Origin of the sequence: Microterricola pindariensis, from assembly GCF_002936985.1 — a bacterium.
Lineage (GTDB): Bacteria > Actinomycetota > Actinomycetes > Actinomycetales > Microbacteriaceae > Microterricola > Microterricola pindariensis.
The window spans coordinates 1-12,061 of record NZ_MPZN01000081.1 but is presented as its reverse complement, the minus strand read 5'-3'; the positions used below and the strand labels follow the sequence as shown (position 1 = coordinate 12,061).

The following is a 12,061-nucleotide window of genomic DNA, read 5'->3' as shown; positions in this document are numbered from 1 at the left end:
GAATCGGCGATGCCCCGGTGAGCCCGGCGACGCCGGACTCGGTGACAGGGAGAAGGCAGGGGGCGCCGCGGCGTCCGCGACCCCCATGCTCGACGCCTTCGGCACCGACCTGACACAGCGCGCCGCCGACGGCGAGCTCGACCCCGTCATCGGCCGTGCCGACGAGATCGAGCAGACCATCGAGATCCTCAGCCGCCGCACCAAGAACAACCCCGTGCTCGTCGGCGAGGCCGGCGTGGGCAAGACGGCGATCGTGGAGGGCCTCGCCCGCGCCATCGTCGAGGAGAACGTGCCGGAGCAGTTGCTCGGCCGGCGCGTGATCTCGCTCGACCTGCCCGGCATGCTCGCCGGCACCCGCTACCGCGGCGACTTCGAGGAGCGCCTCACCAAGACCATGGAGGAGATTGCCGCGCACACGGGCGAACTCATCGTCTTCATCGATGAGGTGCACACCGTCGTCGGTGCGGGCGGCGCCGGCGACGGCGGAATGGACGCGGGCAACATCCTGAAGCCCCGACTCGCACGCGGCGAGCTGCACCTCGTCGGTGCCACGACGCTGAGCGAGTACCGCAGGATCGAGAAGGACCCGGCGCTCGAGCGCCGCTTCCAGCCCGTCAAGGTGGGGGAGCCCTCGATCGAGGACGCCGTGCTGATCCTGCACGGGCTGAAGCCCGCCTACGAGGGGCACCACGGCGTGCGCTACACGGATGCCGCGCTCCGCGCCTCTGTCGAGCTCAGCGCCCGCTACCTCAACGACCGGGTGCTGCCGGACAAGGCCATCGACCTCATCGACCAGGCCGGCGCGCGCCTGCGCCTGCGCCTCGGCATGAAGACCGACGTCCCCGCGCTCATCGCGCGCCTCGCCGAGCTCGAGGCTGACAAGAACGCCGCCGTCGGTGCCGAGCACTACGAGGAGGCTTCGCGGATTCGCGACGAGATCGGGGCGGTGCAGGCGAAGCTCGACGCGGCGACCGCGCAGAGGGGCGGCGCGGCATCCGGCGACGCGGCGCACGTCGTCGACGAGGCGCAGATCGCCGCGGTGATCTCGCGGGCCACCGGGATTCCGGTGAACCGCCTCACCGAGAGCGAGCGGGAACGCCTCGGCGACCTCGAGCGCGAGCTGCACGGGCGCGTCGTCGGCCAGGACGACGCGGTCACCGCGGTCGCCAAGGCCGTGCGCCGCAGCCGCACCGGCATGGGCGACGCGCGTCGCCCGGTCGGCTCCTTCCTCTTCCTCGGGCCGACCGGTGTCGGCAAGACCGAGCTCGCGAAGTCGCTCGCGGCGAGCCTGTTCGACGACGAGTCCGCCGTCATCCGCTTTGACATGAGCGAGTTCGGCGAACGGCACACGGTGTCTCGGCTCGTCGGCGCCCCTCCCGGCTACGTCGGCTACGACGAGGCGGGCCAGCTCACCGAGCGCGTGCGACGCAACCCCTACGCGATCGTCCTGTTCGACGAGATCGAGAAGGCGCACCCCGACGTCTTCAACCTGCTGCTGCAGGTGCTCGACGACGGGCGCCTGACCGACGGCCAGGGGCGCACGGTCGACTTCCGCAACACCGTGATCGTGATGACCTCCAACCTCGGCTCGGAGTTCCTCGCGTCGCGGTCGGGCGCCCTCGGCTTCGTGGCCGGCTCCGACGCCTCCGGCTTCGGTTCCGCCGAAGACGTGCGCCAGCGCGTCATGGGCAAGGTGCGCGAGGCCATGCGCCCCGAGTTCCTCAACCGCATCGATGAGATCGTGCTGTTCCAGAAGCTCGACCGGCCGCAGCTCGAGCGGATCGTGCGCCTGATGCTCGACGCCACGGCGTCGCGGCTCGCCGCGCGCGAGATCGGCCTCGAGGTGACGGATGCCGCGGTGTCCCTGCTGTCCGAGCGCGGCTACGAGCCCGAGTACGGCGCCCGACCGCTGCGCCGCGTCATCCAGCGCGAGATCGACGACCGCATCGCCGACCTGTTCGTGGGCGGCGCGGTGGGCGACGGCGAGGGTGTGCGGGTGGACGTCGCGGACGGCGAGTTCCTGGTGACACCCGTCCCGCGCGCGACGCTCAGCCTGCCGCAGGCGGCGTAGCCCACGAAACGGCGAACGCCCGGCGCTCCCTGGAGTGCCGGGCGTTCGCCGTGTCCGCTGGCCGGTCGGCTGGCTAGGCGCGGCCCCGTTCATCGGCCGGCCGACCGCGGTACGCCTGCCAGGCGCGCAGCAGTTCCTCGCGGGAACCCCCGGGGTGGCTCTCATGCCAGCCGCGGGTGAACCGGTTGTACTCGAACTGAGCGTCGATCTCCTGCGGCCCCCGGCCGCGGGTGGCGCGGTAGTGCGCGAGCGCATCCCGCAGGGTCTGGGTGCCGTCGGTCTCCGCGAAGAACGCGCGCATCGCGCCGTCGAATCGGAACGGCCCGCCCAACTGCTCGGCGAACCACGCACGCACGGGCTGGCTGCAGCGCTGCCCGCGCGGGATGGGGGTCGCGGCGGTGAGCGCCCCCGACAGCTGTGCGGTGCCGCCGCCGCGCCGCGGTCCCGGCTCCGCGAACGGCTGCCCGTCGAGCGCCGCCGCGATGCGCCGCGTCAGGAGTTCCTTGCCGCCGGTGGAGCGGATGCCGAGCATGCGGGCGAAGGCGCTGAGCTCGTCCTTCAGCCAATACCAGCGCAGGAGTTCGAAACCGCTCAGGTCGGGCGAGAGCGAAGGGCGAAGATCGTCGGGCACAACGCAGCAGCCTAGCGGGCCGGCGAGGCTGGGCTGGGTGGCGCTAGACGCGGGGCAGCCGCGGCACGGCGGCGATGAGCGCACGGGTGTACTCCTCGGCGGGGGCGTGCAGCAGCTGCGGGGTCGGCCCCGCCTCCACGACGCGGCCGCCGCGCAGCACGACGGTGCGCTCGCAGAGCGAGGCGACGGCGCCCAGGTCGTGCGAGACCATCACCAGGGCGAGGCCGGTGCGGTCGCGAAGGCCCTGCAGCAGGTCGATCACCTGGATGCGTGTGCTCATGTCGAGGGCGCTGACCGGCTCGTCCGCGAGCAGCAACCGGGGTTTGCAGACGACGGCGCGCGCGATCGCGATGCGCTGCCGCTGCCCGCCGGAGAACTCGTGCGGGTAGCGGCGCAGCACGTCGGCGTCGAGGCCGACCGATTCCAGGGCGGATGCCGCCTGCTCCGCGGCCTCCCGGCCGCTCGCGATGCCGAGCGAGCGCAGCGGCTCGCTCACGATTCGGTCGATGCGCTGGCGCGGGTCCAGCGAGGAGTACGGGTCCTGGAAGACGGCCTGCACGGAGCTGCGGAAGCGGCGGATCTGCGCGGTGTCGCGCCGGTTCAGCGGCTCGCCGTCGAAGAGCACGGCCCCGCTGCTCGGGGCGTCGAGGCCGAGCAGCAGACGGAGCGCCGTCGTCTTGCCGGCGCCGGACTCCCCGACCAGGCCGACGCTCTCGCCCGCGGCGATCGACAAGGAGACGTCGTCGAGCGCGAGACCGCCGCGGTGGTAGCGGTAGCCGGCGCCCTGGAGCGCGAGGATGGGCGGCACGGCCGCGGCGGGCGCGGATGTGTCGGCCGCGGAGGTGTCGGCCGGGGGAGCTGCCTGCTCTGTCATAGCGCCTCCAGAGCGTTGTCGAGGGCCCGCGCGCTGGCGACGAGCCGCCGGGTGTACTCGTGCTCCGGGGCGCTCAGCACCCGGGCGACAGGCCCGCGCTCCACGGCGACGCCGTTGCTCAGCACGACCACCTCGTCGACCATCGAGGAGACGACGGCCAGGTCGTGGCTGATGAAGAGCAGCGCCATCTCGCGCTCGGCGACGAGCCGGTTGAGCAGCGCCAGCACCTCCGCCTGCACGGTGACGTCGAGCGCCGTCGTCGGTTCGTCGGCGATCAGCAGTGCCGGCCGGCTGGCCAGGGCGATCGCGATGGCGACGCGTTGGCGCTGGCCGCCGGAGATCTCGTGCGGGTAGGCCCGCAGCATGCGGTCCAGGTCCGGCAGGGCCACCTCGTCGAGGGCGGCTCGCACGGCCGTGTCGAGGGCGCCGCCGCGCAGCCCCCGGTGCCGCCGGATCGGGCCGGCCACCTGGCGGCCGACCCGCATCAGTGGGTCGAGGGCGGTCAACGGCTCCTGGAAGACGATGGAGGCGACGGGCCCGCGCAGCGGCTGGAGCACCCGCTCGTCGGCCCCGATCACCTCGACGCCGTTCAGCGTGATGCTGCCGCTGCCGGCCAGCCCGCTCGGCAGCAGGCCCGTGATGGCGAGGGAGGTGAGCGACTTGCCCGAGCCGGATTCGCCGATCAGGCCGAGGCGGGCGCCGGCCTCGAGGGAGAGATAGAGCTCGTCGACGAGGGGCCGGGCATCCGGCGCGGCGGAGGCGGAGCTGATCGACAGCCGGTCGATGCGGAGCAGGCTCATCGGGAACGCTTTCGGGTCGGGTCGGCGAGGTCGCGCAGGCCGTCGGCGATGAAGTTGACGCCGACCACGAGGATGACGAGCGCGATGCCCGGGGCGATCGCGCCGGCCGGCGCCGTGGTGAACGTCGCCTGCGCCTCTTGCAGCATGCGCCCCCAGGAGGCGTTGGGCGGGGGAGCGCCGAGCCCGAGATAGGAGAGGCTGGCCTCGGCGAGCACGGCCGCGCCGAAGAGGAGGGCGAGGTTGACGCCGAGCGTCGGCCAGATGTTCGGCAGCACGTGCTGGCCGACGATGCCGAACCAGCGGGTGCCCGAGGTGCGCGCGGCCGTCACATACTGCGCGCGCAGCACCTGGCTGGCGAGGATGCGGGTGAGCCGGGCGACGACGGCCGAGAGGGCGATGCCGATGGCGAGGATGGCGGTGCCGAGCGATGCGCCCTGGGCGGCGACGATCAGCATCGCCAGCAGCAGAACGGGGAAGGCGATCAGCACGTCGAGGGTCGCCGAGATGGTGTCGTCCAGCCACGGCTTGGCGAAGGCGGCGACGAGCCCGATCGTGATGCCGATGGTGGCGCCGACGGCGACCGCGCCGCAGCCGACGGTGATCGCGATGCGGGCGCCGATCATCAGCTGGGTGAGCAGGTCGCGGCCGAACTTGTCGGTGCCGATCCAGTGCTCCCAGCTGGGCGACTCCAGGCGGCCGCCCGAGGTGTCGCTCGGCTCGTACGGCAGCCAGACGAGCGAGACGAGGGCGACGGCCACGATCAGGCCGACGAACGCGATGCCGATCGCCAGCGTGCGCGAGCGCCGCCGGCCCTTCAGCCGGGGCGAGACGTGCTGGGTCGCGTCGGAGGGCGTCACGGCGGTCATCGGATGCCGTTCCCGGAGATGCTCGTGCGCAGGCGCGGGTCGATGAGGCGCTGGGCGACGTCGGCCAGGAAGCCGATCACCAGCACGAGCAGCGTGCTGACCAAGAGGATCCCCTGGATGTTCGGGTAGTCGTGCTGTTGGATCGCGGTCAGCAGCATGCTGCCGAGGCCGGGCAGGGTGAACACGCTCTCCACGACGACGGCGCCGAGGAAGGTGGTGGCCAGCTCGATGCCGAGGATGGAGATGACGGGCACGATGCCGTTGCGCAGCCCGTGCCGCCAGAACGCGCCGGAGAAGCTGGCCCCCTGTGCCCGGGCGGAGCGCAGGTAGTCGCTGCCGATCACGTCCAGGGTGGCCGAGCGGATGTAGCGGGTGAGCGAGGCGCTCATCACCAGCGCGATCGTGATCACCGGCAGCGCCAGCGAGGTCAGCGCGGCACCGGGGTTCGCCCAGTCGTCGCGGGGGAAGCCGCCGGAGGGCAGCCAGCGCAGGTTCACGGCGAAGACATTGACCAGCAGCATCCCGACCCAGAAGACGGGGACGGCGATGCCGAGCTGGGAGAAGCCGGAGAGCAGGATGCCGTACCAGCGGTCGGCGCGCACGGCGGCGATGAAGCCGGCCGGCAGGGCGATCAGCAGGGCGAGGGCGAAGGAGAGCAGGGTGAGCGGGATGGTCACGCTCATGCGCGCCGCGATCTCGGGGCCGACGGGCAGAGAGCTGATGAAGGAGCTGCCGAGGTCGAGGCTGAGCACGCCGCCGAACCAGTCGGTGAACTGCTGGAACAGCGGAAGGTCGGCGCCGACCTGGGCGCGGGCCGCGTCGATCTGCTCCTGGGTGGCGTTCACCGACAGCAGGGCGTTGGCCGGGTCGCCGGGCAGCACGCGCAGCAACAGGAACAGCACGACCATCGCGATCGCGAAGGAGATCACGAGGAAGCCGAGGCGGCGCACAAGATAGACGGTCATGGAGACTTCAGGTTAAGGCCTGCGGGCCGGGACGCCGCAACCGCGGTGTCCCGGCCCTCAGAGGATGGGGTGTTTAGCCGCGCACGATCTTCGAGACGAAGAACTGCGAGTTCAGCCCGTTGACGCCGTATCCGGAGATGTCGCTGGAGGCGACGACGATCTGCGGGTAGAGGTAGAGCCAGACGCTGGCGGCGTCCTGGGCGATCTGCTCGTTGACCAGCTTGAGCTTCGCGGTCTGCTCGTCGGTGCTGCTGGCGCGCTCGGCCTCTGCGACCCACTCGGTGACCTGCGGGTTGTTGTAGCCCCAGTAGAAGTCGGGGTTGCCGTACCAGACCACGTCGCGGTCGTTCACGTGCTCCTGCAGGGTCGCCTCGAAGTTGCGCTCCTTGAAGACCTTGGAGTACCACTCGTCGGCGCTGATGGTGTTGATGTTCACCGTGATGCCGACCTTGGCCAGCTCGCTCTGCAGGAACTCGGCGACGGCCGGGTGCGGGTCGTAGCTCGGGGTGTCGAGCGTGAACTCGAAGCCGTCGGCCAGACCGGCCTCGGCGAGCAGCTTCTCGGAGAGGGCGGGGTCGTACGGGTTCACCTGAGTGAGGTCCTCGTACCAGGGGTCGGTCGGCGGAACCATCGAGCCGATGAGCGTGCCGTAGTCGCCCCACACGGAGTTGAGCAGCTTCTCGGTGTCGATCGCCGAGTAGACGGCCTTGCGCACGGCGACCTGGTCGAACGGGGCGACCTTGTCGTTGAAGGCAAGCAGCTCCTTGGTGGTGGAGTTGCCGTCGTTCACGACGAAGTCGGGGTTGTCGGTGAACTGGCTGAGCTGGTCGGGGCTCTGCACGCTCGTGATGACGTCGATCTGATTGGTGACCAGCGCGTTGCTGAGCGCCGTGGCATCCGTGAAGTAGTTGAAGACGACTTCCTTGTTGGATGCCTGCTCGCCCCAGTAGTCGCTCCAGCGGTCGAGACTGAGCGAGCTGCCGCGCTTCCAGTCGCCGACCGTGTACGGGCCGGTGCCGTCCTCTGTGGTCTTCAGGTCGGTCGCGGCGTCGTTGACAACCCAGATGTAGCTGAGGTTGTAGATGAAGGAAATCGACGGCTCGGAGAGCGTGATCGTGACGGTCGCGTCATCCGGGGTCTGGATGTCGGCGATGGTCTTGAAGCTGCTCTTGCGCGCCGACTGCGAATCCTCGGCGGTGACGCGCTCGATGCTCGACTTGACGTCGGCGGAGGTGAGCGGGTCGCCGGAGTGGAAGGTGACGCCGTCCTGCAGCGTGAACGTGTAGGTCAGGCCGTCGTCGCTCACCGTGTTGCTGGCGGCGAGCACGGGCTCGACCTCGCCGGCGTCGGTGAGGCGGAACAGGCCCTCGTAGACGTTGCCGGTCAGCGCCTCGGTGACGCCCTGGCCGCCGCCGCCGACGTTGCTGAGGTTCTGCGGCTCGTAGAGCGAGCCGACCTCGATGGTGGCGTCGGTGGCGGTCGCCGCGCCGGTGTCGCTGGTGCCGCCGCCCGCTGCGCAGCCCGACAGGGCCAGCGCTGCGGCGACGGACAGGGCAATGGCGCCCGTGGATCTCTTCACGTGTTACTCCTGGGGGATTGTGGTGCTGTGCGATGTGGTGCTGTGTGTGGGGGGTGCTGTGTGCGGGGTGTGCTTAGAGGGTGTAGATGTCGAAGCCGCCGGTGAACCGGGCCACGCGCTCGCCGGCCGTGACGGGCAGGGCGAAGCGGTTCTGGGCCGGCGGCAGCGGACAGTTGTACTGCGCCGAGAAGCCGCAGGGCGGCACGAAGGCGCGGTTGAAGTCGAGGGTGACCGGCCCGGGCGTCCCGAATCCGCCGCCGTCCGTGCGCTGCACGAACAGGAAGCGGCCGGAGCCGTAGGTGCCGGTGTCGCCGTCGATGCCGTTCGTGGCATCGCCGAAGACGAGCAGCAGTGTGCCGCCGTCGTCGAAGGCGCTCATCGTGTACTCGGTGTCGCCGAGCGTGAAACGGATGTCACCGGGCACGACGAGGTCGCGTGAGCCGCCGTTGTCACGGATGTGCTCGAACGGGATCGTGCGGCCCTCGGCGACCGGGGTGAACTCGGCCTGGATCAGCCAGGCGGGGTCGTAGTCGAAGACGGGGACGGTGTCGAAGGCGCGGATGGCGGGGGAGGCCGCGTCCCAGAGGCGCACACCGTGCTCCGGCGCGCCGGTGTCGAGGTTCTTCCGGGCCAGCACGGTCGCGGTGACGGTCGGCGCCTGGCCGACGAGGGCGTCGCCGGCGCTCAGCTCTGTGCCGTCCGGCAGCCAGCGGGTCTCCACCAGCGCGAGGTTGCCCTGCGGGGCGACGAGGGCGGCGAGGCGCCCCTCATGCCACTCGGAGTGCTCGGCGACCAGGGTGGCGAGGAGCTCGCTGCTGGGGTCGCCGCCGAGGGTGCTGCCGAGGTCGGTGGCGGTGGCGGTGCTGGCTGTCATGGTCTCGATTCTGAGCTGGTGCGGCATGGTGCGCGAATTCTGTTACCGCATGGGTCAAACGGCTGCGGGGCACAAACAATTCCGGGATGGATGAACTTTCATCCGATTCGGGGAGGGCTCTCGTGCGGCATCCGCGATCATGATCGCCTGAGCAGCGCAGCAGGATACATATTACATGGCATTTTGGATTGCATAAGCAAGCGGCATGTATGGCGACGGTCTCCGGACCGGCGGCCCGTGCGCTACTCGGTGTCGAGCACCTTCTGCCAGGAGCCGATGTAGCCGAGCAGCTCGAAGCCGAGATCGCGGTTGATGCGCAGCATGTGCTCGTTCTCGTCGGCGTTCCAGGTGAAGACCCGCCGTCTGGCCGGAGCGACCTCGGCCAGGCTGAGCAGGTTCGCCGCCTTGAGCAGCATGCCGAGGCCATTCCCACGGTGCTCCGCCAGCACGAGGGTGTCCGACTGGTGGGCGAGCGTCGGGTGCTCGGCCGGCAGCTCCAGCTCCGTGTATGCCGCGATGACACCGGTGGTGCGGTCGAGGGCGGCGGCGCGCAGCAGGCCCATCCCGGCGATCGCCGCCTCGCTCTCGTACTCGCGCACCCGCTCGGCGTTCCACAGCTCCGGCTCCACCAGGAGGTCGGCCGCCGGGGCGTCGAGCGCCATCCGGCCGAGCGCGTCGGCGAAGGAGTCGATGTACCCCTCCGGCGTCTCGTCGCCCCAGCTGAGCAGCTCGTAGTCCTCTCCCGTGCGCTGGGCGGCCTCGGCGAGCGCCCGTTGCAGCGCGGGCAGGCCGTTCTCGCCGTGCGCCCGCTCGTACACGCTCACCCGCTCCATCTGGGCCAGGGCGTAGCCGTGTCGCATCGCGAAGCGTGCCCGCGGGTCGGTCTCCGGGATCACCGCGGCGCCCACGGATGCGGCGAGGCGTCGGGCGGTCGGGGAGGCCGCGGCGATGGTCTGCGCCGAGTGGTCGGTGTAGCTGGAGAGGGTGCTGCGGCCGGCATCCAGTGCCAGCTCCTCGACCAGGGCGAGCATCCGGTCGCCGAGCCCCTGCCCGCGCACCGACGGCGCGGTGGCCACCCAGACGAAGGCAGTGCGGTCGTTGGCGTCGAGCTCGTAGCGCACCCGCCCGCAGCCGACCACCTCGCCGTCCCGCCACGCGGCCAGCAGGGTGCGGTGGGTGAACGAGCTGTGGCCGTACTCGGCGAGCGAGGAGGCCGGCCCGAGCCACGCGTCGCGGTTCCCCCACGCCTCCTCTTCGATGATCCCGGTGAACTCGATCGCCTGCTCGAACGGGCGGGCGTCCGGCGTGCCGAGGCGCGCGGGAATGGGCACCAGGCGGATCTCAATCGGCGTCGTGCCGGGTTCCGCGCCGCTGGGTGGTGCGGTGGCTGGCTCGCCCTGCGCGTTCATGGTGCTCTCCGTCCGTCCCGCGTGCGCGGTGTGCACCCGCCACTGCCGATTCTGCAACGGCCGGGCCGATTCGGCTAGGGATCAACCCGAGAAGGCGACCTGAGCACGCCGGAACCGTCAGGGGCGGGCGGTCGGCACCGCACAGCGACCGGCGCTGCGTAGGCTGGCGCGATGACCTCACCGCCACGGCCCGACGCCCGACGCTGGCTGCTGCTCGGCGGGCTCGTGCTCGCGACGCTCGGCCTGGGGCTGGCGGTGCGGTTCGGTCTCGCGGGCCTTGCCGGTGACCTGCTCGGCGGTGCGCTCTACGCGGTGCTGGTGTTCCAGCTCGTGACGGCCGCCTCGTGGCTGATCCGGCCCCGAGCCGTGTCACGCTGGTGGCGCATCGCGCTGCTGACCGCCGCGCTCTGCTGGGGAGTCGAGCTGCTCCAACTGACCGGGCTGCCCGAACAGTGGGCCGCGGCGTTCCCGCCCGCCCGCCTCGTCTTCGGCACCACCTTCTCGGCCCCGGACCTGCCGGCCTACGTGATCGGGGCGGCGCTCGCCGCGGTCGTCGCGAGCCGGGTCGCCCGCCCGCGCCAGTTCGGCGGGGTCCGCGCCACTTGAGCGGGCGCGGACCCCGACGAACTGGCGCAGGCACGCGCGCACCCGACTCCACGCCTGGTGCGCCCGGCGCAGATCCGGCGCCCACCGGGTGATTCTGCGGGATTCTGCGCCGAATGCCGGTACCGTAGACCCAGCATCCGCGCGGGATGCGCGCAGATCCGGCGGCGGATCCGCCGGCACAGAGAAGACGAGGCACGCGTGTACCTGAAGAGCCTGACCCTCAAGGGGTTCAAGTCCTTCGCGCAGCCGACCGTGTTCGCCTTCGAGCCCGGCGTCACCTGCGTTGTGGGCCCGAACGGCTCCGGCAAGTCGAACGTCGTCGACGCCCTCGCCTGGGTGATGGGGGAGCAGGGGGCGAAGACGCTCCGCGGGGGCAAGATGGAGGACGTCATCTTCGCCGGCACCTCTTCCCGCGGGCCGCTCGGCCGCGCCGAGGTCACGCTCACCATCGACAACTCCGACGGCGCGCTGCCGATCGAGTACTCCGAGGTCACCATCAGCCGCACGCTGTTCCGCAACGGGGCCAGCGAGTACGCCATCAACGGCCGCGGATGCCGGCTGCTCGACGTGCAGGAGCTGCTCAGCGATTCCGGCCTCGGCCGTGAGATGCACGTCATCGTCGGCCAGGGCCAGCTCGACTCCGTGCTGCGTGCCAGCCCAGAGGACCGCCGCGGCTTCATCGAGGAGGCGGCCGGCATCCTCAAGCACCGCCGCCGCAAAGAGAAGACGCTGCGCAAGCTCGACGCCATGCAGGCCAACCTCACCCGGCTGAGCGACCTCGCCGGCGAGATCCGGCGCCAGCTGAAGCCCCTCGGCAAGCAGGCCGAGATCGCCCGCGAGGCGCAGTCGATCGCCGCCGTCGTGCGCGACGCCCGCGCCCGCCTGCTCGCCGACGAGGTCGTCGGCCTGCGCCGGGCCCTCGACGACTACACGCGCACCGAGCACGAGCGGCACAGTGAGCGGATCGTGCTGCAGGAGCAGCTCGAGCAGAAGCAGCAGCGCGTGCAGCGCCTCGAGCAGGCGCAGCTCGGCGACGCCGTCGACGCGGCCCGCCGCACCAGCTTCGGCCTGGAATCGGTGCAGGAGCGCCTGCGCGGGCTGTTCACCCTCGCCAACCAGCGCATCGCGCTGCTCGGCAGCGAGCCCGGAACCGACGAGCGCGGTTCCGGCATCAGCCAGGAGATGCTGCGGGAGGCCGAGGAGGAGGTCGAGCTGCTGCGCGGCAACGTCGCCGTCGCCGAGTCCGCCCTGCTGACGGCCCAAGCCGCCACGGCCGCCGCCCGCACCCGGCTCGACGCCCTCGACGAGGAGATCGCCGCGCAGAGCGCCCTCGTCTCGCGGCACGACCTCGAGATCACCAAGCTCACCGGCACCGCGGATGCCGCA

Annotated in this window: 11 protein-coding genes; 3 read left to right on the top strand and 8 right to left on the bottom strand. The window is 71.4% G+C overall.

Annotation, left to right across the window (positions count from 1 at the left end; all coding sequences use genetic code 11):
• A partial coding sequence (locus tag GY24_RS15630; RefSeq protein ID WP_104477353.1) for an ATP-dependent Clp protease ATP-binding subunit occupies positions 1 to 2,071 on the top strand: 2,071 nt, incomplete at its 5' end.
• Between the two features lie 73 nt (positions 2,072 to 2,144).
• Here the strand turns inward: GY24_RS15630 and GY24_RS15625 are convergent.
• From GY24_RS15625 to GY24_RS15590, 8 genes are all read right to left on the bottom strand, one after another.
• Positions 2,145 to 2,702 (bottom strand): DUF6434 domain-containing protein, encoded by a 558-nt coding sequence (locus tag GY24_RS15625; protein ID WP_104477347.1) that lies wholly within the window; start codon positions 2,700 to 2,702, stop codon positions 2,145 to 2,147.
• Positions 2,703 to 2,745: 43 nt separating this feature from the next.
• The gene (locus GY24_RS15620) at positions 2,746 to 3,510 is read right to left on the bottom strand and encodes an ABC transporter ATP-binding protein (protein ID WP_104477351.1); all 765 of its coding nucleotides are present in this window, start codon (positions 3,508 to 3,510) and stop codon (positions 2,746 to 2,748) included.
• Positions 3,511 to 3,572: 62 nt separating this feature from the next.
• Positions 3,573 to 4,376 carry an ATP-binding cassette domain-containing protein gene (locus GY24_RS15615; protein WP_104477344.1) on the bottom strand — a complete coding sequence of 268 codons (804 nt, stop codon included), beginning with the start codon at positions 4,374 to 4,376 and terminating at the stop codon, positions 3,573 to 3,575.
• Positions 4,373 to 5,242, bottom strand: a complete 870-nt coding sequence (locus GY24_RS15610) for an ABC transporter permease (RefSeq protein WP_104477342.1) — start codon at positions 5,240 to 5,242, stop codon at positions 4,373 to 4,375. The genes GY24_RS15615 and GY24_RS15610 overlap by 4 nt, the downstream gene beginning before the upstream one ends.
• On the bottom strand, positions 5,239 to 6,207 hold the full coding sequence (locus tag GY24_RS15605; protein ID WP_083363576.1) for an ABC transporter permease: 969 nt from the start codon (positions 6,205 to 6,207) through the stop codon (positions 5,239 to 5,241). The genes GY24_RS15610 and GY24_RS15605 overlap by 4 nt, the downstream gene beginning before the upstream one ends.
• 73 nt (positions 6,208 to 6,280) lie before the next feature.
• On the bottom strand, positions 6,281 to 7,786 hold the full coding sequence (locus GY24_RS15600) for an ABC transporter substrate-binding protein (protein ID WP_104477340.1): 1,506 nt from the start codon (positions 7,784 to 7,786) through the stop codon (positions 6,281 to 6,283).
• Positions 7,787 to 7,859: 73 nt separating this feature from the next.
• On the bottom strand, positions 7,860 to 8,660 hold the full coding sequence (locus tag GY24_RS15595; protein WP_104477349.1) for a DUF1684 domain-containing protein: 801 nt from the start codon (positions 8,658 to 8,660) through the stop codon (positions 7,860 to 7,862).
• Positions 8,661 to 8,902: 242 nt separating this feature from the next.
• A complete protein-coding gene (locus GY24_RS15590; protein WP_133161222.1) occupies positions 8,903 to 10,069 on the bottom strand; it encodes a GNAT family N-acetyltransferase in 1,167 nt (388 codons plus the stop codon).
• Between the two features lie 171 nt (positions 10,070 to 10,240).
• Between GY24_RS15590 and GY24_RS15585 the strand changes: the two genes are divergently transcribed.
• Both GY24_RS15585 and GY24_RS15580 read left to right on the top strand, forming a co-directional pair.
• Positions 10,241 to 10,675 (top strand): ribosomal maturation YjgA family protein, encoded by a 435-nt coding sequence (locus GY24_RS15585; protein WP_104477336.1) that lies wholly within the window; start codon positions 10,241 to 10,243, stop codon positions 10,673 to 10,675.
• A 198-nt stretch (positions 10,676 to 10,873) separates the two neighbouring features.
• Positions 10,874 to 12,061: chromosome segregation SMC family protein (locus tag GY24_RS15580; protein ID WP_145958844.1), on the top strand; the 1,188-nt coding region annotated here is incomplete at its 3' end.